The organism is Wolbachia endosymbiont (group B) of Xanthorhoe designata, from assembly GCF_964028585.1.
Taxonomy (GTDB): Bacteria; Pseudomonadota; Alphaproteobacteria; order Rickettsiales; family Anaplasmataceae; genus Wolbachia.
On the sequence record NZ_OZ034794.1, the window covers coordinates 1,190,566 to 1,213,898 of the forward strand.

Here is a 23,333-nt window from a genome sequence, read left to right on the forward strand (position 1 = left end):
CATTCATATCAATATTACCATCCATGTTATCAAGAAGTTAATTAATGAGAGAAAAACTGCTGCACTACCTAGATCTTTCACTTTTTTTGAAAGTATATGTTGTTCACTGGAAATACGCTCAATTGTTGTTTCAAAAGCAGTGTTAATAATTTCTACAATTAACACCAAAAATAGGCTACTTACCATTACTGCACGTTCTAAATTACTTACATCTAAAACAAACAAAGTTGAAACACATATTATAAAAAGCAGTAACTCCTGTCTGAACGCAACTTCTGATACAAAAGCTGATTTTATTCCTTCACAGGAGTATTGAATTGCTTTTATTAGACGAGTAATGCTTTTCTTCATTATCAATTTTGGAAACTCAATGAATTACACTTATTGCACTCAGGTAAAAAATGCATGAAAACACCTTTCAGTCGTGATCACTTACAAAGATTTTTAAGTTAAAGTCTAGCATATTGTTTGAATCAAGAAAATTAGTACAAAGCCTTTCAACAAACGCTCAAGGCAGTTATATATTGATACTGACACAAAAATCCTTTAATTAAATTTCTCTCGCCTTAGCTTACACGATCCTAATTTTGAAATAAGTAATAATTTATTATAGTCTTGATATTTAAACATTTTGTATCTGCTGTAATGATTTCACTTCCAATTTGCTATTCTTTACATATTGAATTGCAAGCGCTAACGCTTTACTCCCAGAAGCTGTGGTGCTATAAGCTATATTTTGCAAAATAGCAGTTCTCCTGATATCTTTGCTATCTGAGACTGATTTCACACCTTTTGAAGTATTGATTACTAGATTTATTTTTCCATCTTTGAGCATATCAACTATGTGGGGTCTGCCTTCTCTCACTTTATTTACAGCTTTTGCAGCAATGCCGTTATTGTTCAGATACAAAGCTGTGCCTTTGGTGGCATATATTTCAAAACTCAGTTCTTTCAACATTCGTACAACAGGCAATATATACTCTTTATCATCATCTTTTACTGAAACCAGAGCTGTTCCTTCTGTTGGTAACTTGTATCCTGCAGCCATGTGCACTTTTGCAAGTGCAGCTCCGAAAGATAAGTCAATTCCCATCACTTCTCCTGTTGATTTCATTTCAGGACCAAGTAAAGTGTCAATTCCCGAAAAACGCGTGAATGGAAAAACAGCAGCTTTAACTGCAAAATGATTGAAAGGCTTGTCTTCCTGATTCAATTTTTTACCCAAAATAACCTGAGTGGCAAGCTTTGCAATAGGAATATTGATTACCTTGGAAATAAAAGGAACTGTACGGCTAGCCCTTAAATTCACTTCAAGTATGTATACATCACTCTCTTGAACAGCAAACTGAATGTTTATCAGACCTTTCACTTCTAGTGCAAGAGCTATTCTTTCAGTTTGGAGCTCGATCTCTTTTATTACTTCGTCACTCAATGTATTTGTCGGTATTGAGCATGTTGAATCGCCAGAGTGGATACCAGCTTCTTCAATGTGCTCCATGACCGCTGCAATGAAAACTTTTTTCCCATCACATACAGCATCAACGTCAACCTCAACTGCATTGACTAAAAATTTATCAAGAAGCAGTGACCCGTGTTCAAAAATTTTGGTTTGATTCAAGACATACTCTTTAAAGCTCTGAGTATCATGTCTAATCGACATAGACTGACCGCCGAGGACATATGATGGCCTGACTACTAGTGGAAACCCCACCTTTTCTGCGTTGGTTAACGCTTCTTTTACTGAATGGCAGATAGAACTTTCAGGTTGTTTTAAATTAAGTTGCAAAGCAAGGTTTTTAAATCTCATGCGATCTTCTGCAAGGTCAATAGAATCAAACGAAGTTCCCAGAATTTTGAAACCTCTCTCGTTAAGCACTTTGGCTAACTTTAAAGGTGTTTGACCACCTATTTGAACTATTACACCAACCAGTGTGCCATTTTCTTGCTCTTTGCTTAGTATTTCAAGCACATCCTCTGCAATCAGTGGGGCGAAATATAAACGATCAGCGGTATCATAATCAGTTGAAACGGTTTCTGGATTACAGTTAATCATTATTGTTTCATACCCCATTTCTTTGGCGGCAGAAGCTGCATGTACGCAAGCATAATCGAACTCAATACCCTGACCAATGCGGTTTGGACCACTTCCTAAAATGACAACTTTTTTTCGATCCGAAATATTCGCCTCACATTCCGTTTTATTTTCAACATCACCCTCATAACAGCCATACATATAAGCAGTGCTCGATTCAAATTCAGCTGCACGGGTGTCTACACGCTTATAAACTTGTTTAATGCCAAATTTTTTTCTTATTTCTTCAATTTGCTCTACTTTCTTATTGCTTAATTTTGCCAATCTTGCATCTGAAAACCCCATTTTTTTCAGCTCTAACATTTCATATGCAGTCTCAGGCAGGCCGTTTTCCTTGATTTTTTGTTCAGCTAATATAATTAGCTGTATATTCTGCAAAAACCACAAATCATATCCTGTAATCGAATTTATTTCTTCTATGCTTATTCCATGACGCATTGCGTCAGCAGCAATCAGTAATCTGTTTGGCAGCAATTTTGCTAATTGAGATTTTACGTGATCAATATCAATGTTCCCAGGAAATACTTCATCAAGTCCTGTAAGATCAGTTTCAAGTGAACGAAAAGCTTTCTGCAGTGACTCATTAAAAGTGCGGCCGATCGACATTACTTCTCCCACTGATTTCATGGAGGTTGATAATTCACAATTCGTCCCCTTAAACTTCTCAAATTCAAAACGAGGAATTTTAGTAACGATATAATCAATCACTGGTTCGAATGCTGCTGGTATTATTGGAGCGCAGTCGTTACGTATTTCATCGAGCGAATAGCCAATAGCAAGTTTAGTTACAACTTTTGCAATAGGATAGCCTGTTGCTTTCGAAGCAAGTGCAGAAGAGCGAGAAACTCTTGGATTCATTTCAATTACAACGAGGCTTCCATCTTCTTTAGGATTCACTGCAAACTGAACATTTGCACCACCGGCACTAACATCAATTTCTCTCAGCACTGCTATAGATGCATTTCTCATTTGTTGATATTCAGCATCACGCAGAGTCAAAGCAGGAGCAACTGTGATACTATCTCCGGTGTGCACTCCCATTGGATCAATATTTTCTATTGAACACACTATTATACAGTTATCCTTGCAGTCACGGATAACTTCCATTTCATATTCCTTCCAGCCCATAATTGATTCATCTATCTGAACTTCATTTATTGGTGAAATTTTTAGAGCACTTTCTGCAATATTGAAAAACTCCTCTTTATTGTATGCTATGCCGCTACCTGCACCACCAAGGGTGAATGATGAGCGGATGATTGCTGGTAATCCAATGTAGTCCAAAGCCTCTTTTATTTGTTCTTGATTTTTTATAATGATACTTTTGGGGTATTTCAGTCCTATTCTATCCATGGACTTACGGAATAACTCTCTATCCTCTGCTTTTTTTATTGCTTCTCTATTTACCCCTATTAATTCTACGTTGTATTTGTCTAACACTCCATCATCTGCAAGTTTTATTGCGCAATTGAGTGCTGTTTGCCCGCCCATTGTTGGCAATATTGCATCTGGCATCTCCTTGATTATAATTTTCTCTATGATTTCAGGCAGTACCGGCTCAATATAAGTTGCATCAGAGAATTCAGGATCTGTCATTATAGTTGCAGGATTGGAGTTAACCAAAATGACTTTATAACCTTCACTTTTTAATACTTTACAGCTTTGCGTTCCGGAATAATCAAACTCGCATGCCTGACCTATAACTATTGGGCCTGCTCCTATTACTAATATAGATTCTATATCTGTGCGTTTTGGCATAATTACAATAATAGTCTCGTCTCAAATAATGTTACCAATCTTTCCTGTGTATGTGAATTTTTATTAAACCTAACTACCTTTAGGCTTAACGGTATCTTTGCAGATACTATGGTAATTTATTCGGGAGATTTACTTAATGGCAAGATTTGTCCTGATATACTGCAGTCATCAGAAGCCAACTCTACGAATTTATTTGTTAACTTCTCAGGCGATACTAATTCAGATATATCTTTTCCCAAAAATGCTTGCTTATACATTTCACTATCGATAGGCCCTTCCGAATACACGGCATTTATGCATAAGTTCGTATGCTTTGTCTCAGATGCATACATCTTCACCATTGCTTCTAGCGCAGCCTTACTTGCAGCATATGGTACCCAATATGGATAAGAGGAAGGAGAAAGTGTTATCTCTGAGGTCATGAATATCGCTCTTCCAGCATTAGACTTTTTTAGTATTGGACCCAAATTTTTTAGCAAGTACCAACTGGCAGTAAAATTTGTGTTCATTACGTTCTGTAGATCTTCAAGCTCACAATCATGAACAGAGCTCAACTTACCTAAAATTTCAGTGCATGTAATCAGTATATCAAGCGTTCCAGATTCTGATAATTTTGGGCTTTCTATCATATTTGCCAGTTTTTCTACGTTTTCAAAGTCCAAAAGATCAAGTTGAATTAGTTTCACAGAGCCTTCTTTAAGCTCTTCAATTTCGTTATACAATGGCTTGAGATTATCAAGAGATCTGGAAATCAGAATTACACATGCACCTTCTTTTACAAATCTTTTTGCAACAGAAGAGCCTATTCCACCTGAAGCTCCGGTAATTAAAGCTATTTTACCTTCTAAGTCACCCATTTCTTTCTCCTTAGCAAGATCCATTGAAATATTTTAGCTGAAAATTAAATTTTGCTCCATATATAAAAATCAAACTTAGCACATAAAAAAATAGTAACGATACTACCACACCACCTAAGCTTCCATATATCAAATTCAGTTGGTCAAAAGAAGCTTTTAAGTATTGCTTGAAAGCTGAAGCAGAGATCGTCCAAAGAATAACAGCCACACAAGATCCGGGAAATACGTCTGATAAGTTTTGTTTTATGTTTGGCAATGTGAAATATAGCCAAGATACTATAGTAAAAAGCAGAAACTCAATAAGTAAATATCTAGTATAACTTAGCCCTTGGTAAGAAAAATCAATTAACATTGGCACTAATGTAAAAAATACTATAGTCAGAGTTGTAACAAGCGTAATTACTAAAAATTGTAATATACTGAGCACCCTTCTCCATATATAAGGCGATGAAACCGGAACTTTATAGGCCTTATTCAATATCGTTCTAAATCCTTCAATTGTCGATGAGGCAGTCCAAACAGCGCCTACAATTGCCAAGGTTAATAAGCTTTGCGGAGGGCCTGATATTATCTCCCTAATACGTGGCATCAAAGATGATAAAATATCCTGTGGCATGTTATCAATAATAAATGCCCAGCCGACATTGTATTGATCTAAGAAATTTACGAACGTTGATGCCATGGCTATTAAAACAATAAGAAAAGGAAATATTGATAACAGGATTAAAAATGATAGATACCCTGCATGCTCCACTCCATCATTATAAATTGTGTCAATTAAAGCACGATAAAGGCAATAAACGATACTATAAAATTTCTGTAGCACTTGTAATATAAATAAACTAAGAAAAGTATTCTAAATGAAATAAAGCATACTTTTAAGTAAAAAATCCTCACCGTTTACTTAAATTTAATCAAAGTGAAGGATAATCCAGCGTTAAATACGGAGGCATAATGAAAAACTTTCTTCTACTTGTAGCTTTAATTCTTTCCTTTGCGTTTGATGTACATGCTGATGAAACATCAGCAGTGATATGTAAAATAGTGAGCTATACTCACAGTTTGGGTGGACCAATGATCACGATAGTGATAATAGGTGCAGCATTGCTTGCAATATTTGGCAGAATGCCGTGGCCAGCGCTTTTTGCACTCGGTGCGTTCACTGCTGTGTTTTTTGGCGCTCCTGCAGTTGTGAAAGCAATAACAGGAAAAGATGCATGTACAACTAGTAGTACAACCCCAACTTGCCCTAGTGGTCAAACATGGGATGCAACATCAAATAGCTGCCGCTAGGCACTAAAATTTCAGAAAAACATTAGCAAATGGTGCTTCTTTAAGGAGCACCATTACTGCACGAACTTGTGACTTAAGCCACCATAAAGGTGTTATTCGAGTAGTCCCTCCGTTGTCATCCCAGTGCTTGACACTGAGATCCAGGAATTTTATTAGGTTGGTAAGCATAAAAGTAGCCATTTTATGTTAAAATACAACGTTTTGATGATCATGAAAAAACTGGATGCCAGTGTCTGGGCACTAGAATGACATCTGTGCTCTTTTTGCTATAAATATTAAGAAATTTACCAAATGAAGAAAAAAGGCAAAAGAATCCCCGCGTGAAGAGTTTTAATAATGTAAATTGGCGTTGTAATAATGTCCTAACAAGCGCGTTTTGGCTGAATGTAGAAAAAATAAAAAAAGCCGCTATAATTTTTGTGTAATTTGCCAATAAATATTTGAGTTTTTTACTGATTTTGTAATTGAACCTGCAGATCAAAAATAATGATAAATACTCTTATTATCATAGTAAAGGGAATGACGAAATTTGTAAAGTAGTTTTCACTCAAATGACGCCCAGGCAAAAACTATATGGTTATGCAAAAAACCTATTTTTAAAAGTGTTAATGTAATATAGAAAAAACCTCACCTTCATTAATAATAGATTACTTACCAATTGGGTAGTCACCAGTGAAGCAAGCATCACAATATTGCGGTGTAGCATTGTTACGTTTTTCTTCTTTAACAGCCCTGTATAATCCATTAATACTCAAGAAGGCTAAGCTATTTACTCCTATAATTTCCTTAATTTCCTCTACAGATTTATTTGCAGCAATTAAATCTTTGCACTCTGGCGTATCTATTCCATAAAAACAAGAGTGCTTAATTGGTGGACTTGAAATTTTGAGGTGAATCTCTTTTACTCCTGCATCTTTTAGCATAACTATTATGTTTGTTAACGTACTACCACGCACTATACTATCATCTATTAAAATTATGTTTTTACCTTTCAAAGTGTGCTTATTAGCATTGAATTTTAATTTTATTCTAACTTTACGTACTTCAGCAGTTGGTTGTATAAAAGTTCTTCCTATGTAATGATTGCGAATTATCCCCAGTTCCATAGGTAATCCTGAATGCTTTGCATATCCAATAGCTGCAGGTATTCCAGAATCAGGTATTGGTACAACCATATCTACATTGTTTTTTGGTGGGCTCTCTTCTGCAAGTATTCTTCCTATTTCTTTTCTTATATCATATATGGACCTATTCTCCATTATGCTGTCTGGTCTCGAGAAGTAAACGTATTCAAAAATACAAAAACTTGATTTTTGCTGTGGGAAAGGAAACATTGAGGCTAGCTTACTATCCGAACTGATGGTAACTAATTCGCCTGGTTCTATTTCTCTAATAAACTCTGCATTTATTATATCAAGAGCACAAGTTTCAGATGCAAGAACGTAAGAATCGTTTAACTTTCCTAAAACAAGAGGCCTGATTCCAGATGGATCACGTACTCCAATAACTACTTCTTGATTGATTGCCACAAAAGAATAAGCACCTTGTATTTGCTTTAATGCATATATAAAACTCTCTAAAAAGCTATCTTTTTCACCACTTGCTGTCAGATGCACTACTACTTCTGTATCAATATCTGACTGAAAAACGCACTCTTGTTTAATTAATTGTTCGCGTATCGGAGAAATATTAATTAAATTACCATTATGTGCTATGGCAAAATCCCCAAATTTGCCACTTTTGCCAAATATGGGCTGCACTCCAAATTTACTACCACTTGTTGAGTATCGAACATGACCTATTGCACAATCTCCAGGTAAGGATTTCTTTATTTCATCTATATCATCAAATACACTGCTCACTTGACCTTGAAAGTGATAGGAGTGCAGCTTATCGTTGTTACTGGTTACTACGCCAAAAGACTCTTGACCTCTATGCTGCAAGGCGTGGAGAGCAAGTATAGAGTTAAAAGCAGCACTTTGGTTGTAACTTATGCCAAATACCCCACACTCCTCATGTACTTCATCAAGCATGAAAAATATTAAATAAAGCCTGATTGTACTTTAGTAGAGGCAAAGTACAAGAGTTTTATTTGTTAATCCCTTTCAAAGTTGAAGCTTTCTACAGTAGTTTTGATGTATACCAGAAAGTAGGTTATATGCAATTAACCAATTTTGAGATTTTTGACAATTTTTTAGCACTGAAGAGAAAAAGATATTTTTATTGACTTATCTATGTATTGAAGTAGTCACTAAAAAGTTTTAGTGGTTATGGTATATAATATGTTAAATCAAGTAGGTAAACAAGGTGAAAGTAATCTTATTTTAGAGCCTGAACAGTTCTCTAACAGCTTCTTCAATAGTCAACAGAGTAATTCATCAAATCCAAAATACCGACTATAAGTCGTAAAGATAGGCATATGGATTTAACCAAGAAAAGGTACGCAAAAAACAAAGATATTGCAGAATATCTAAGGAATTATGACTTTATTAAAAGAGCAGAGGAATTGTCAATAATTTATCTTTTTGAGCGAGACTCATCTTTTACGAAATTGCAAATACCATTGACTACAGATGAACAAATTCTAGTTAAAAAATTTTGTGATGAGATGATAAAAGGTATAACAGAACACGATGAGCAAGAAAGCGTTTTAAAGTACATGGAACGCACAATAGAGGGTTATTTAAATCAAGGAATAAGATTAAACTCATATTACGGTAAGGATAATAAGACTGTAACAAATTTTATATTTGAAAAAATGGAAGAATTAATTAATCGCTTTCATGCAAATCCACACAATTCAACTACAAAAAATATCATACAAAAGATCACTCGTAATTTAGTGTTAAAAGGTGGGGTAGAAAAAGGATTATCTTTTTATAGCGATATTGAAGGCGGATATTACGGCTCTAATTATTTAAATGATCTTAACGAGCAATGTAAGAGTAAGAAAAAAATGCTAGAGGGTCTAGCATTTGAAGGTATTGTGAAAGAAAATAACAAGCAAATTGATAAATATGATCTTGAAGTAGAAGTAGATAATAAATATTTTTATATTAAGTATCCACAAGGTAGTATTGTTAAAACTGCAAGAACTTTAAATAATGAAAAAGCTAAGGATTTAGAAGTTGGCATATTTCAGATTAAGGAAAGTATAGTAAAAGTTGAAATTACAGAAGATGGAAAAAGAAATTACACAGATATCTTAAAAGGTGGTATTGAAATATTTTTTACTACTAAAATAAGAGAGATTAGTATTTATCTACGGAAAGATGGTAACAAAATGGTAGTAGAAATTGATGAGAAAAGCAAAATAAGGTTTAGCAAGTTAGAAAACAAATCAAGCTTTGGAGGGAATTGTCTTATACGGGGGAAAAGTGTTTTAGAAGTTATGGGCAAGAGTTTTGAAAATATTCCTGAGGAGTTAACTCAGACTATTAAAAACGTTCCATCTACTAGTCTTATGCAAACATGTTTACAACAACAAGAAAACTCTAATAGGGAATTAAATTAATGTATTTTTAGGATAATAATTAAGAAATTAATTATAAACATTCATACGCATTCGATTGGAGTAGAGGATATGGGGCAGCAATTAGCACAAGAACTAAAGGCAACTGTGGTTGGTTGTCAAATAGTGATTGATTAAATCAATTTAGAGAGGTAAATAGCAGCTTTGCAGCTTGTTTTTATGAACAAAGATAAAACGTTGTAGCCAAGTGCGCTTTCGGCATTGTGCTGAATTGCAATATCTCTGTGTTCTAACTCCTCATCACGAAACTTACTTATGGTTTCTCTTAATTCCCCATATTCTAAATGTAAGACTTGCTCCTTGTAGTGCTCTCCGATCACTTCTTCAACTGCAGCAGTGCAAGCCATAGCGGCTTTTTTACCCATCATAGCAGTTACAACACCAAGTGACACCCCTAAAGCACGCCAAATTGGCAACAAAACAGTAGGACGAACTCTTTGCTCCTTGATTTTCTCATTAAAATAGTGGAAATGTTTTTTTTCCTGCTCCTCCATTTCAATTATTTTGTCAATTATGGAAGATTTTTTAAGAATAAATTTTTGACCAGAATAAATACAAATGGCTCCATATTCGCCAGCATGATTTACTCTAATTGCTTGTTCTAAAAAATTTCCTTTCAATTTTTTTATATTGCTTTCCAATGTCTCCTCCCTTTATTTCTGCATTAGTACTACTATAAACCAACATATTATAGAGTAAATAAAATTCCATGCGTGCATTGCACCAACATTGTGATTACAGGAACTCAAGCAGCTATAGCAACAGCAAGAGTTACTTGACGGACTCCGCCATTCTCCTTAAAATAAGGGTGAAGATATATTATTTATCTTCAGTCTGTGCAGATAAAACGACAAAAAGCTCAATATACTTGATGTTTAATTTTTTGCACTATGTGCACTCTATGTCTTTATAAAACTTTTACCCACATAAGCTAAAATGCGCTTATCAAAGGATTTAACACAATAAAAAACGCCTATTAAAAAAATAGGTAGTAGCTGATAGATTTTCTTTTGCCTTTTTCTCTGTTTAGTAGATTTTTCAATATTTAATTCAATTAGCCGGTACTAAGATGATAACGAGTAGTAAGCTAAACATCCGTGTAGTTATTGGTGTTATCAAGATATTCCCTAATCTTCTTCAAATCTTCCCAAGCTAAGCGTTTTTGTGCTGGTTGACGAAGTAGATAGGCTGGATGAAATATAGCGGCTGTAGTAATTGAATGAGATAAATATTGGTTAGTATAAGTATGAAATCTGCCACGCAAGTTCGATATAGTCTTTGTGTTATCAAGAAGGCTATAACATGCAATTCCTCCGACAAAAATCAGAATTTGCGGTAAAATAAGAGCAATGTGCTTCTCAACAAATGGTCTGCACATATCAAGCTCCAGATCAGTTGGCTTTCTGTTACCAGGTGGACGCCAAAATACCGCATTGCTTATATACACCTTAGTGCGGTCCAGACTAATTGCACCGAGCATCTTATCGAGCAGCATTCCGCTTGCACCACAAAATGGCATGCCTTTCAGGTCTTCATTTGCTCCTGGTGCTTCACCAATAAGCATGATTTTTGCATTCGGATTACCATCAGAAAAAACAGTATTAGTTGCAGTTTTTTTTATTTCACAACCCTCAAATGACTTAACTGCACTTCTTAGTTCGTCTACACTACTACATTCACTTGCAAGCTTCCTTGCTTCAATGATCCAGTCACTTGGGAACATGGTTTGTTGTTCTTTTTTCTGCTCGATGACAGAAGATTGTGCAGCTCTCTCATTTTCCATTTTTTTTTCCTCTTCACTTTCAGTTAGTGTGCAATCAACTCCCACTTCATGATAGAACTTCAACAATTCTAGATCTTCATTGCTCATAGTGCCTCTTAACCTTTTGTGCTTTTTTCATAGCCAAATCATACTTCAACCTAGATAAATGTCTAATGTATAATATACCATTTAAGTGATCCAATTCATGCTGAATACACCTTGCAAGCCAACCACTAGCTTTTAGCGTCTGTTCTTCGTTATTTAAGTTTTTATATTTTACAGTTAAATATTTTGGACGCTTGATTTCATGGCTTTGCTCCGGAATTGAAAGACATCCTTCACTCATAATGACTTGTTCATCAGATAATTCCTTAATTTCAGGGTTAATCATACAAAACTTGCCAACTGAGTCATACCCTACTAGCTCATCTCCAGCCTTTTCTGGCTGAACGTCCATGACAAAAATTCTCTTCAGCACTCCAACTTGTACTGCAGCAAGACCAAGACCTTCTGCATCGTACATAGTTTCGAACATGTCGTTTACTAATTCTTTAATTTTATCGGTTATATCTGTTACTTCACTGGCGCGTGTAGTTAATCTTTCGTCAGGGGCAATTACAATTGGTAACTTAGACATAAAAATTGTAATTCTGTGTTTTATTTTTCTTTTTGTCTAGGTATATTAAAATGTTGCTACATTTATAATAGAAATATAAATTATTGAAGGGAGCTGCAATTTAAATGAAATTGTGTAATAAGGTCAATCAATGTATTCTGCGGTAATAGTAAAGCCAAAAAGAAATATCTTTGCTGTTTTAGATATAGGCACAACAAAGATTATTTGTCTAATTGTTAAGATTAATAGCAATCTTAGCTATAAAATAATAGGAACGGGTTATAAAAGTGCAGAAGGTATAAGTGGTGGATCAATAACTGATGCAAAGCATGCAAGTTACTCTATTTCATCAACTGTAGGTTTAGCTGAACAAGTATCAGAAGAGACTATAGACCAGATATATGTGAATGTGGCTGGATGTGGGATTTCTTCTTTTAACGTACATAACGAAATAATTGCAGCTAATCACGAAATTTTAGACCGAGACATAAAACGTGTAGTCTTTCAGACATTTGAGAAATATATCGAAGAAAATGTTATAATTCACAATATACCACTTAAATATCACTTAGATGATATGACTGACATAAAGGAGGTCAGTGGATTATATGGAAAAAGATTGTCTGCTGATGTTAATGTTGTCACTGCTTCGCGTCCAGCGCTTACCAATATCGAAAATTGTATAACTAATAATAGTGGGATAAGTATGGCTGGTTGTGTTGCTTCTGCATATTCTGCAGGCCTTGCCTGTCTAAGTAAAGATGAAAAAGAGCTAGGAACTGCCGTTGTTGACATAGGAGGTGGATGCACTGCAATTGGAATTTTTAAGAGAGGAAAACTTGTGTACACAAGCAGCATTCCAATTGGTGGCATTCACATTACCCGAGATATAGCTTATGGATTATGCACAAGTATAGAGCATGCTGAACGCATAAAAATACTATACGGTAGCACTATCATAACTTCAATAGATGAGAATGAATACATCACAGTGCAAAGTAACGAAAGCGATGAATCGACTCAAGTGCTCAAATCTGAACTTGTTAACATCATAAGACCAAGGATTGAGGAAATACTTGAACTGATAAGAGACCAATTTCAGGAGCAGAAAAATCTAATCAACAAAGTAGTCATCACAGGTGGTACTAGCTATTTGGCAAGCATTAAAGAGATTGCTAGCCATATATTTAATAAACAGGTCCGTATTGGGTATCCTGAGTCGTGTAGTGGTCTTGATGGCGAATACGACAAAAATCCTGTATTTTCTGCTGCTTTAGGCTCTATAAAGCTAATAGTTGACACCTTTTATAGAAATAATTCTGGAATGCTTGATCACGATGGCAAAATAAGTAAGTTATACCATTGGGTTAAATCAAAAGTCACAGTCTAGATTTTTGTCTTTATCTCTTAATACACAAATGGCTTGATCTAGGAGCTTATTTTTATAGTATTATTACACTGATGTATCCGTAAGAGAAGCAGAAAATTACAATAAAAACGCAAGAAACATGAACATAACTATACATTCACAAGAAGATTTTGACTTTATGCGTAAAGCTGGCAGGCTTGCAGCTGAAACCCTTGATTTTATTGCACCATACGTCAAAGTAGGCTTAACAACTAATGAATTAAATGATCTATGTCATGATTTTATAATCAATGCAGGTGCAATTCCAGCACCACTGAATTATAAGGGATATCCGAAATCAATTTGTACTTCGAAAAATGCTGTTGTATGTCATGGTATTCCTGATGATAAACCTCTTAAAGATGGAGATATTTTAAATATTGACGTTACAGTAATTTTAAATGGCTGGTATGGTGATACAAGTCGCATGTTTTGGACTGGTAAACCCTCAATAAAAGCAAAGCGTTTGTGTAATGCTGCCTACAATGCGCTAATGGAAGCGATAAAACAAGTTAAGCCTGGCAATAAGTTAAATGAAATAGGATTTGCTATAGAAAAATATATTGAAGATTTTGGATATTCTATCGTACGCAATTATTGTGGACATGGCATAGGAAAGGTTTTTCATGCTCCACCAAATGTTGTACATTTTTATGATGAAGGTGAGGATCTTATCTTAAAAGAAGGCATGTTTTTTACGGTAGAACCAATGATCAATGCTGGAAAACATGAAACTCTGCTCAGCAAGCTAGATGGCTGGACAGTGACAACACGTGATCTTTCACTTTCTGCACAATTTGAGCATACGCTTGGAGTCACAAAAGATGGAGTTGAAATATTTACACTATCACCTAAAAATTGGCATTTTCCACCTTATGATTAGATTTTTTAAACACTTGGTTTTTGAAAAAATCTAACTCTTAACTTGTGATATAGCAACTAACCCAATTAGTGCACAGAAAATCATGTAAAAACTTGCTAAAGTTCCTTGTCCTGTAACTTTGATAATAGTTGTGCATATAAATGGTGCAAGACCACCAAAAAATCCCGAAGCTATATTTCTTGATAAACCAAATCCACTGTATCGTACCTTTATTGGGAATAATTCACACATAAACGCGCTAACAGGACCAAGAGAAGCAGCTATTGGGATTATAAAAAGAACGTGCGCCATTATGGTGAGCAAATTATTACCACTTAGTATCATTGAAAAAACTGGATAACTTACTACTATAAAAGTCACAAATGCAAATTTCATGACTCTTTCTCTCCCTACCTTATCAGAAAGTATTGCAAATAGTATAGTCAATCCTCCAAGTGCAACCTGATTCAATATTTCTACTGCGTGATTAAAGTGAGTGTTTATTGTTGATGCAAGTAGATTAAAAAACACTAAATATATGTAAAGAGATGCATTCTCAACTATGTCAACTCCAATTGATATTAGAAAAGGTTTTTTATAGCCATTTAACAGTTCTTTTAACGGTAATTCATGTGGCTTTTCCTGCTTTTTATATTCTGGGCTTTCATCGAGTATATATCTCATATATATACTGATTAATCCTATTACAAAACTGAAAATAAAAGGCAATCTCCATCCCCAAGATTCAAAATCGGATACTTTTTTGCATATAAGCACCACTATAAGACTTAATATTGAGCCAAGAATTGCGCTCAATACTTCAATACCGCCAAAGAATCCTCTTTTATTTTTAGGAGCATGCTCTATTAAAAATGGGGCATTTCCTACCTCTCCTCCAAGAGATATACCCTGCAATAATCTTAAACATACCACCAGTACTGATGCGAGTACCCCAATGTTCTGATACCCTGGAACAAATGCAATAAGTACGGTTGATAGAGTCATCAATATGATAGAGAGAAATAGAGCAATCCTTCTTCCATATTTATCGCCAATGTGGCCAAATATAGCAGCACCAATTGGTCTTATTAAGAAACCCGCTGCAAACACTCCAAAAGCTTTAAGTATGCTGACTAATTTGTCGTCTGATGGAAAAAACACATCTCCGATTATGCTTATTAGATGGCTGAAAAGCATGTGATCATACCACAACAAAGTGTTACAAATTAAACTTGATAGTATTACTTTTGTTATTTGTCGCACAAAATCTTCCGTAATTTGTTTGATATTATAGTAATATTACTTACTTTTTCAAACGTGAATCATGTAAATGTTATATTAATAATATTATCTTATTAAATTTTTATATCGTTGATTATATTTAAATATTCTTATACTATACCTATATATTTCCATATATTTTTTGGCGAGAAAGTTATTTTAATTTAAGTGCACAAAGTCTCTTGATATGACACATACTCCAGTTTTGTTAAAAGAGATGCTATTTCAATTAGCACCACACAGTGGCGGTATATATGTGGATGCCACGTTTGGAGCTGGAGGATATAGCAAAGCAATATTGGAATCCGCTGATTGCAAAGTGTATGCAATTGATAGGGATGAAACAGTTACCAAATTTTATGATGATCTGAACGTTAAATACCCTGATAGAATAAATCTATTTATTGAGAAATTTAGTAATATTAAAAATTTATTAGATAGTAATAATATTAAAGGTATCAATGGAATAGTTTTCGACGTTGGAGTTTCATCTATGCAGCTTGATAATGGAGATAGAGGATTCTCATTTCTACGTGATGGCCCACTTAACATGAGCATGGATAACTATTCTCATATGAATGCTTCGACGTTTGTTAACGCTTTACGTGAAGAAGAGATTGCGAACACTATATATAATTATGGGGGTGAGCGTCATTCCCGCAGAATCGCAAGAGCGATAGTAAATGCGCGGAAGAAGAAAATTATCAAAACTACATTTGAACTTGCGGATATTGTACGTTCTGTAGTGTTTCGTGGAAAAAGCAAGATTGACCCTGCAACTAGGACATTTCAGGCAATCAGAATATGGGTAAATGATGAGCTAGGAGAGCTTGAAAGGGGTATTAAAGCTGCATCTGAGATTTTAAGTGAGAACGGCAAATTAATTGTAGTTACTTTTCATTCTTTAGAAGATCGTATAGTCAAAACTGTTTTTAAAGATTTATGTGAACCAGGACCTACCAAGACATTCTCCCTTTTAAACAAAAAAGTGATTAAAGCAAGTGCGGAAGAAATAAATGCAAATCCGCGTGCGCGCTCAGCAAAATTAAGAGCTATACAGAGGTTGTCATGAGAACCTTCTGTATTATTTCAATAACTATGTTTTTATTATAGGGTTATTTAAGGTAAAATTACATGTCCACTCACTAAATAAATAGCTAACACAAATAAAACGTGAAATTAATTTAGTGCAAAGCAACATAAAAGTTCTTCAAGCAGAATGAAGTTATTTGAGTAATCCAAAAGGGGCTTGTAAAGCTTATGGAGAAATATATAAAAAAATAACTCTTTGATACTAGGTAGCCAGGTTCGACTATCTAAATGACCTTAGTGTGTTAGCAAAATCATAGTAACGATTAGGTTTAGGTTTTTAGATAAACACACTACGATAAAACTTACTTTGATACGAAATTATTTGCATAAGATTTTGGTAGTCTTTTAACATCTTTTGGCATTTCAATTGTGTACTTTGTGTTGTGTTTCTTTGCGTAAGATATTGCTTTTTCAAGAGAATCAAACTTTAATACAATCTGTTTTTGGGGATCTTTTGATCCAAACCACCCCATCAAAGGTTCAATATAGTAAGAACAAGGCTCAATTTTTAGGTGCCAGAATTTTGTATTACCCAAACCAGATTGTGTTGCAGTTTTTGTTGGCTTATAAATCTTAAAAACTACTTGATCGTCAATACTCATAGTCCTTACTACGTAATCTTAAGTATATATCTAAATAAATTTTTCCACAAAAAATTAGTGTGAAAGAATGAAGTTTGAAATAAATATTTTTATGTTATATTATTAAATTATATAAAAAGGATTAGCTGAATAGGAGTAATCAATGGCACGGCAAGAAATGGTAACAATTAATGCAGAGTTACGTGATGTAAAAAAAAAGAAAGCGATGCAGGCTCTGAGGGAGAAGGGAAGTATACCTGCAGTTATATATGGTAAAGGGCATGATAACGTAAATTTGACATTGTCTGCAAAGGAATTTACTAAACAATATAAATCAGGTGCTCTTTCTGCACATTTAATAGAACTAGATATTTCGGGGAAAAAAGAATATGCTCTTGTTCGTGATATTCAATGGCATGTAGTAAAAGATACTGTGCAACATGTTGATTTTCAATTTGTTGATAAAGGTAGTGAAATTAAAATAGATATACCTTTATCATTCATCAATGAAAGTAAATCACCAGGAATCAAATTAGGTGGAGTGCTTAATGTTTTGTGTCGTTCTATTACTGTCAAATGCTCTCCTGAGAAAATACCTCAAGTCATAGAAATTGATTTGTCTGGCAAAATGATCGGTCAGTCTATACATATCAATGATATAAAATTACCAGAAGGTGTTAAGTTTGTAGCTCATGAGGAAGAAAATTTCACCATTGTGACAATTTCTGCCGCTGATAGTGATGTTGAAGAGTCTCAAACAAAAACAGAGGAGTAGTGCATTTAATAGCTGGGCTTGGTAATCCTGGTAGTCAATATGAGTTAACTCATCATAATATTGGCTTCATAGTTATTGATGCAATTTGCAAGTATTGGAATTTTCAGTCATTTTCTAAGAAAGCTAAGAAAGCTGATTACTTGATAACCTCAGGCATAATTAATAATAATAAAACCATACTGATAAAGCCTTATTCGTTTATGAATAATTCAGGCATTCCTGTTGCAAAAATAAAAAATTTTTACAAATTATCGCTAGACAACATTGTTGTCATACATGATGATGCTGACTTAAAATTCGGAAGAATAAAAATAAAAAAAGGCGGTAGCTCAGCCGGACATAATGGACTGAAGTCTATAGATAGCTTTATTGGTAACGATTATTGGCGTTTGAGATTTGGAGTGGGTAGACCTGAGGGTCAGAAAAGCTTAGCAGATTATGTATTATCAAAATTTGAAAATTTTGATAATGTTATCCTCTTAGTGGAAAAAATAGCAAAAAATATACACTTAATGCTGCAAGGAGATAACGTAGCTTTTATCAACTCAATTGAGAGTGAAACTTTAGTATAGCAAACGAATACTGCTCAATACAAACTAATCTAGATTAGAATACTGATTCTTCTAGAAGTTGTTCGCGTTCCTCTTCTATTGCAATAGAATCATCGTGATTTTTAAATAAATCTCTGATTTTTCCTTCTATTTCATTTGCAATTTCTTTGTTTGTCTTGAGATAATTTTTTACATTTTCCTTTCCTTGCCCAAGACGCGTATTGTTATATGAATAATAAGCACCTGCCTTTTCAAGCACATTAAGTTTTGCTCCTATATCTATTATTTCCCCAAGTTTTGATATGCCTTCATTGTACATTATATCAAATTTTGCTTCTCTAAATGGAGGAGCAACTTTATTTTTTACAACTTTAACTCTCGTTTCATTACCCGTAATATTCTCTTTATCCTTTATTGCACCAATTTTTCTTATATCAAGTCTTATAGAAGTATAGAATTTCAACGCATTTCCACCGGTGGTAGTTTCAGGATTTCCATATACTACTCCTATTTTCATACGGATTTGGTTAATAAATATCAATATACAGTTTGCTTTTGAAACTGCAGAGGTGAGCTTCCTGAGCCCATGACTTAGAAGTCTTGCTTGTAGTCCCATGTGCTGATCGCCCATATCTCCTTCAATTTCAGCTCTTGGAGTTAATGCTGCAACAGAGTCAATGACTATCACATCAACTGCACCAGAACATACTAAATACTCAACGATATGTAACGCTTGTTCCCCAGTGTCTGGTTGTGAAATCACCAAATCATCGGTGTTTACTCCAAGTTTACGAGCATATATAACATCCAGTGCGTGCTCCGCATCGATAAATGCACATAATCCTCCTTTTTTCTGTGCTTCAGCAATTACATGCAAAGCAAGGGTAGTTTTACCAGAACTCTCAGGGCCAAATATCTCAATTATACGTCCCTTTGGCAATCCCCCAACACCCAGAGCTGAATCAAGTGCAATCGACCCTGTAGATATTGTGTCTATTTTTTCTACAGGATTTTGCTTCAGCTTCATTATTGCACCTTTACCGAATGCTTTTTCAATTTGGCTTATTGCATTATCTAGTGCTTTTTGCTTATCATTATTTCTTTCTTCTGAGTTGTTTGCCATGGATCATTTATTAACTTATATAACTTCCATGGTAATTGAACGCAAACAATCTGCCAAGGGTTTTTTAATAACGAAGAACGTTAGTGAACTAAATTATATTAAGATAGATAGACTTTGTAGTGCGATACAAAATAACGATAGAATACAATGGTAGTAGTTTTTTTTTGGCTGGCAGAAACAACAACACTCTGCTAACTCAATTCAAGAGACTATAGAAAACGCTATATTTAACTTCAGTGGCGAGAGAGTCTCTTTGCATTGTGGTGGCAGGACTGACGCAGGGGTTCATGCTTTAGAGCAAGTTGCCCATTTTGATATGGAAAGGCAATTTGAGCTTTATAGAATAAGAAATGGAATAAATTACCACTTAAAAGCGATTCCTATAGTTGTGCTTGGTGCAGAACTTGTAGATGATGCATTTCATGCACGCTTCTCAGCAAAAAAAAGATATTATGAATATAGAATAATTAATCGCTATGCTCCCACAGCTCTGGAAACTGGTTATGTGTGGCAAGTGTTCAATCCACTCGACGTAAATATCATGCGTGAAGCTGCCAAACACCTGCTTGGAAAACATAATCTTTCAAGTTTCCGCTCAAAAGACTGTCAAGCCACAAATCCAGTAAGAACAATCGATGACATTGATATAGTACAAAGCGGAAGTCATATATACATCAAAATATCTGCGATTTCCTTTTTACATAACCAAGTGAGGATTATTGTTGGCACTTTAGTTGAATTTGGAAAAAATAGAACTAATCCACAAGAAATGTTAAATATATTAAGTCAATGCAAAAGAAACGCTGCTGGAATCACAGCACCGCCTTACGGCTTATACTTAGTAAAGATAGATTACTAGCTTAAGTCCTCATTGGCATCACTATATATAGTGCGCTTTGATCATCTTCATCAGTGATAATTGTAGCACTATTACCATCTGATAAGCTAATCTTACATTTATTTTTTATGCAAGATAAAGCATCAAGCAAATAACGAGAATTAAATCCTACTTCCATAAGAGCTCCATCGTAATCCACCTCTATAGACTCAGTTGCATCACTGCACTCTTGGGAATTTGAATGTAGAGTTAATAAATTCTCTTGCAATGAAAATTTAATTGATTTTATTTTATCGGACACAACAACGGAAACTCGGTCTATAACACTAGCAAGCTTACTACTCTCAACAATCATTTGTTTATCTTGAGACGTCGGGATAACAGCTTTGTAATCTGGAAAAGTCCCATCTATCAATTTTGATATTAGAACATATTCACCACATGTAAATTTGATTTTTCTATCTGAAAGCTTTATATTAATCTCATTACAATCACCCAATACTTTCAACAATTCCATGATAGTTTTACGTGGAATAATCACCCCAAATTCACCGTTGATATCTTCAGGTTTAGGCCTTTTTATACGTGATAAACGATGGCCATCAGTTGCAACACAGTACAGAAATTGCTCGTCTGTATGCAGATATATCCCATTTAAATTATACCTTGTATCATCTAGCGACACAGCAAACTTCGTTTTAGTCAATAAGTCTACCAAATCTGCACTTAGTAGAGTGAAATCGTATTGATGATCACCTTCTTCAAGGACAGGAAAGTTATTTGAAACTACGTTCGGTAAAGAAAAATTTGCATTTCCACAGGATATCAATAATTTTCCTTGATTATTCATTTCGAAATGGACATCCAAATCAGTTGGCAACTTCTTCACTATGTCATGTAAAGTATGTGCTGAGATTTTTACTTCTCCTTCTGCTGATACATTTGCAGCAAGTGAGGCAAATATTGAAATGTCAAGATCGGTAGCCTTTAGCTTTATGCTGCCATGTTGTGCTTTGATATTTATACACGCTAAAACATCTATCGCGTTTCGTCTTTCAACCACCCCGCTCACTCTGGATAGCGTATTTAAAAGACTTGGGCGGCCAACGCTAAAACGCATTTGCTCACATATAGCTTGCTTTTTATCTGCAACTACCGCTTGCCTTTCATCCACAATTTCTGACATACCAATTCTCAAAAGTATATTTTAAATGATATTCATATTCTATGTAAAGTGCTATTCATATTTTTATCTGAGAGATAAAACAGCCTATCTTATACTTTAGCGATCAATAATCTACTTTGTATGGCATAAATCATGCATTTTTTGGTACGCTTTTTGAAATCCAAGCAAGGAATAAGTATCATCAACATTTGCTGTTTTTACTTTTCCATTAACTACCATTGATAATCCCTGCTTCATTTTTAGAATTAAATCTTGGTCTGTTTTTGTATTTTCTGACCACGCAAAATTTCTCTGTATTACCGGTAATTGATATTCAGCTTTCTTGTCAACATTGAGAACTACAGGCTCATTATTATACTGAAAGCCAGAAGTGACGCTTACTTCATCTGCTTTTTTATCAACGTAACTGACCATTACATACGGCTTGCGATCTGCTGTATAGTGTTCACTTTTTTTCTTAGGGTAGGACACAATGTAACACACTTTTTCACCATCTTCCAATGCAGTATACACAAGCCAATCTTTATATTTTTCACTCAGTTGCACGTTACTAATCGATGCAATAGTGCCTATTGAAAAAAATATTAGAAATACGAAAAGACTACGCATGCAAACCAAATTTCAAACTCTCTGATTTTATATGTTGTTTTACCTTACTCATCGCTTGCTCAGCCAACTGTCTTATTCTTTCTCTTGAAACACAATATTTTTTGCTAAGCTCATCCAAAGTTTGAGTATTCTCAGACAAATATCTGTTAATAAAAATGTCCCTTGATCTTTCGTTAAGACTTGCCAGTGCATTGCTTAAAATTTTTTCTTTTAATGTTTTCTCTTCATGATTCTGATAAGTCACTTCTTGGCTAATTGAATTACATGGAATCATGTCTTGTAGCTCCTTTTTAGAATCATCACCTATTTTTATACAATTATTTAACGACTGATCCTTACAAGCCAAACGATAGTTCATTTGTACAACATCTTCTTCAGATACAGAAAGCTCATTTGATATTGCTTTTATTTCTTCGTTACTCAAAGTTTCTCTGTTTGTGTATTGTAAAATTCTTTTTTTTATTTTACGTAAACTAAAAAACAATCTCCTTTGTGCTTGCGTTGTACCTATTTTTACAAGCGACCAAGATTTTAATATAAAGTCTTTCATTGAAGCTTCAATCCACCATACTGCATAAGTTGAAAAACGAAACCCTAAATCGGGATTGAACTTTTTCACTGCATGCATTAAACCCATATTTCCTTCCATGACCAGGTCCATCAACAATAGACCGTAATTCTTAAATTTCATTGCAATTTTTACTACCAAATTCAAATGGCTAGTAATCAACCTGTGAGCAGAAGAAATATCCTGGTATTCTTGCCAATTTTTTGCTAATCGCACTTCCTCTTCTTGGGAAAGCATAGGAAATTTTCGCACTTCAGCAATATATTGCATGAGATTAGTGCTACTATTAACACATAAATTTGCTACTGGGGCCAACATAACAACTTAAATTAAAACTCCATGTATATAATATATTGATTTTCAGCAAAAAATTCAAGCTTTAATTAAAAAAGCATAACTTTATATCTAGTTGAGATCTTAACAACAGCTACCTAAATGTAGCATTAAAATTGCTAGCGTGTAACGATAAAAACTACATTAAATAAATAATGTGTTATTCCAGTGCTCAAACACTGGAATCCACATTTCTTTTTTCTAGATCCCAGTGTC

General features: G+C 34.5%; 21 protein-coding genes and 1 pseudogene. 8 read left to right on the forward strand and 14 right to left on the reverse strand.

All coding sequences use genetic code 11. The features are described from left to right. Nucleotides 1-3: 3 nt before the first annotated feature. The 4 genes from ABWU64_RS05860 to ABWU64_RS05875 all read right to left on the reverse strand — a co-directional run bounded on the left by ABWU64_RS05860 (nt 4) and on the right by ABWU64_RS05875 (nt 5,533). Nucleotides 4-351 (reverse strand): diacylglycerol kinase, encoded by a 348-nt coding sequence (locus tag ABWU64_RS05860; protein ID WP_353274513.1) that lies wholly within the window; start codon nt 349-351, stop codon nt 4-6. Nucleotides 352-622: 271 nt separating this feature from the next. Next, nucleotides 623-3,850, reverse strand: a complete 3,228-nt coding sequence (gene carB, locus ABWU64_RS05865) for a carbamoyl-phosphate synthase large subunit (RefSeq protein WP_353279512.1) — start codon at nt 3,848-3,850, stop codon at nt 623-625. A 116-nt stretch (nt 3,851-3,966) separates the two neighbouring features. Further along, on the reverse strand, nt 3,967-4,731 hold the full coding sequence (locus tag ABWU64_RS05870) for an SDR family NAD(P)-dependent oxidoreductase (protein WP_341815657.1): 765 nt from the start codon (nt 4,729-4,731) through the stop codon (nt 3,967-3,969). Next, nucleotides 4,718-5,533, reverse strand: a complete 816-nt coding sequence (locus ABWU64_RS05875; RefSeq protein ID WP_015588257.1) for a YihY/virulence factor BrkB family protein — start codon at nt 5,531-5,533, stop codon at nt 4,718-4,720. Before ABWU64_RS05875 ends, ABWU64_RS05870 begins: the two co-directional genes overlap by 14 nt. Nucleotides 5,534-5,661: 128 nt before the next feature. Between ABWU64_RS05875 and ABWU64_RS05880 the strand changes: the two genes are divergently transcribed. After that, nucleotides 5,662-6,000: a TrbC/VirB2 family protein gene (locus ABWU64_RS05880; protein WP_015588256.1), complete on the forward strand. Its 339-nt coding sequence runs from the start codon at nt 5,662-5,664 to the stop codon at nt 5,998-6,000. Between the two features lie 647 nt (nt 6,001-6,647). Here ABWU64_RS05880 and purF read toward each other — a convergent pair. Then, the gene (gene purF / locus ABWU64_RS05885; RefSeq protein WP_015588255.1) at nt 6,648-8,033 is read right to left on the reverse strand and encodes an amidophosphoribosyltransferase; all 1,386 of its coding nucleotides are present in this window, start codon (nt 8,031-8,033) and stop codon (nt 6,648-6,650) included. 386 nt (nt 8,034-8,419) lie between these two features. Here purF and ABWU64_RS05890 point away from each other — a divergent pair, with 386 nt between their 5' ends. Further along, nucleotides 8,420-9,514, forward strand: a complete 1,095-nt coding sequence (locus ABWU64_RS05890) for a hypothetical protein (RefSeq protein ID WP_353279513.1) — start codon at nt 8,420-8,422, stop codon at nt 9,512-9,514. 131 nt (nt 9,515-9,645) lie between these two features. On the opposite strand, the gene ABWU64_RS05895 is transcribed toward ABWU64_RS05890, so the two are convergent. The 3 genes from ABWU64_RS05895 to def all read right to left on the reverse strand — a co-directional run bounded on the left by ABWU64_RS05895 (nt 9,646) and on the right by def (nt 11,931). Further along, nucleotides 9,646-10,173 (reverse strand): demethoxyubiquinone hydroxylase family protein, encoded by a 528-nt coding sequence (locus tag ABWU64_RS05895; RefSeq protein ID WP_015588171.1) that lies wholly within the window; start codon nt 10,171-10,173, stop codon nt 9,646-9,648. Between the two features lie 446 nt (nt 10,174-10,619). Then, nucleotides 10,620-11,402 (reverse strand): uracil-DNA glycosylase family protein, encoded by a 783-nt coding sequence (locus tag ABWU64_RS05900; RefSeq protein WP_353279514.1) that lies wholly within the window; start codon nt 11,400-11,402, stop codon nt 10,620-10,622. Then, on the reverse strand, nt 11,392-11,931 hold the full coding sequence (def, locus tag ABWU64_RS05905; RefSeq protein ID WP_135352763.1) for a peptide deformylase: 540 nt from the start codon (nt 11,929-11,931) through the stop codon (nt 11,392-11,394). The genes ABWU64_RS05900 and def overlap by 11 nt, the downstream gene beginning before the upstream one ends. Before the next feature lie 130 nt (nt 11,932-12,061). Between def and ftsA the strand changes: the two genes are divergently transcribed. Together ftsA and map are read left to right on the forward strand one after the other, a co-directional pair. Continuing rightward, nucleotides 12,062-13,300: a cell division protein FtsA gene (ftsA, locus tag ABWU64_RS05910; RefSeq protein WP_015588168.1), complete on the forward strand. Its 1,239-nt coding sequence runs from the start codon at nt 12,062-12,064 to the stop codon at nt 13,298-13,300. A 118-nt stretch (nt 13,301-13,418) separates the two neighbouring features. Beyond that, entirely contained in the window at nt 13,419-14,201 is a 783-nt protein-coding gene (gene map, locus ABWU64_RS05915) for a type I methionyl aminopeptidase (protein WP_214241782.1), read from the forward strand. Nucleotides 14,202-14,231: 30 nt separating this feature from the next. On the opposite strand, the gene ABWU64_RS05920 is transcribed toward map, so the two are convergent. Further along, nucleotides 14,232-15,443, reverse strand: coding sequence for an MFS transporter (locus ABWU64_RS05920; RefSeq protein ID WP_353279515.1), 1,212 nt, complete (start codon nt 15,441-15,443; stop codon nt 14,232-14,234). Between the two features lie 205 nt (nt 15,444-15,648). Here ABWU64_RS05920 and rsmH point away from each other — a divergent pair, with 205 nt between their 5' ends. Further along, on the forward strand, nt 15,649-16,533 hold the full coding sequence (gene rsmH, locus ABWU64_RS05925; protein WP_353279516.1) for a 16S rRNA (cytosine(1402)-N(4))-methyltransferase RsmH: 885 nt from the start codon (nt 15,649-15,651) through the stop codon (nt 16,531-16,533). Between the two features lie 322 nt (nt 16,534-16,855). Here rsmH and ABWU64_RS05930 read toward each other — a convergent pair whose 3' ends face one another. Continuing rightward, entirely contained in the window at nt 16,856-17,155 is a 300-nt protein-coding gene (locus tag ABWU64_RS05930; protein WP_341815654.1) for an ETC complex I subunit, read from the reverse strand. A 142-nt stretch (nt 17,156-17,297) separates the two neighbouring features. On the opposite strand from ABWU64_RS05930, the gene ABWU64_RS05935 reads away from it, so the two are divergent. Further along, entirely contained in the window at nt 17,298-17,909 is a 612-nt protein-coding gene (locus ABWU64_RS05935) for a 50S ribosomal protein L25/general stress protein Ctc (protein ID WP_015588163.1), read from the forward strand. Then, entirely contained in the window at nt 17,909-18,481 is a 573-nt protein-coding gene (pth, locus tag ABWU64_RS05940) for an aminoacyl-tRNA hydrolase (RefSeq protein WP_353279517.1), read from the forward strand. Before ABWU64_RS05935 ends, pth begins: the two co-directional genes overlap by 1 nt. 34 nt (nt 18,482-18,515) lie before the next feature. Here the strand turns inward: pth and recA are convergent, their stop codons facing one another. After that, the gene (recA, locus tag ABWU64_RS05945) at nt 18,516-19,583 is read right to left on the reverse strand and encodes a recombinase RecA (RefSeq protein WP_015588161.1); all 1,068 of its coding nucleotides are present in this window, start codon (nt 19,581-19,583) and stop codon (nt 18,516-18,518) included. 119 nt (nt 19,584-19,702) lie between these two features. On the opposite strand from recA, the pseudogene truA reads away from it, so the two are divergent. Next, nucleotides 19,703-20,442, forward strand: a pseudogene (truA, locus tag ABWU64_RS05950) (tRNA pseudouridine(38-40) synthase TruA). A 1-nt stretch (nt 20,443) separates the two neighbouring features. Here truA and dnaN read toward each other — a convergent pair. The 3 genes from dnaN to ABWU64_RS05965 form a co-directional block, all read right to left on the reverse strand. Then, nucleotides 20,444-21,607, reverse strand: coding sequence for a DNA polymerase III subunit beta (dnaN, locus tag ABWU64_RS05955; RefSeq protein WP_341815652.1), 1,164 nt, complete (start codon nt 21,605-21,607; stop codon nt 20,444-20,446). A 111-nt stretch (nt 21,608-21,718) separates the two neighbouring features. After that, complete coding sequence (locus ABWU64_RS05960) at nt 21,719-22,216, reverse strand: invasion associated locus B family protein (RefSeq protein ID WP_015588158.1); 498 nt, start codon at nt 22,214-22,216, stop codon at nt 21,719-21,721. After that, complete coding sequence (locus tag ABWU64_RS05965; RefSeq protein WP_015588157.1) at nt 22,209-23,102, reverse strand: RNA polymerase factor sigma-32; 894 nt, start codon at nt 23,100-23,102, stop codon at nt 22,209-22,211. The genes ABWU64_RS05960 and ABWU64_RS05965 overlap by 8 nt, the downstream gene beginning before the upstream one ends. Between the last annotated feature and the right edge of the window lie 231 nt (nt 23,103-23,333).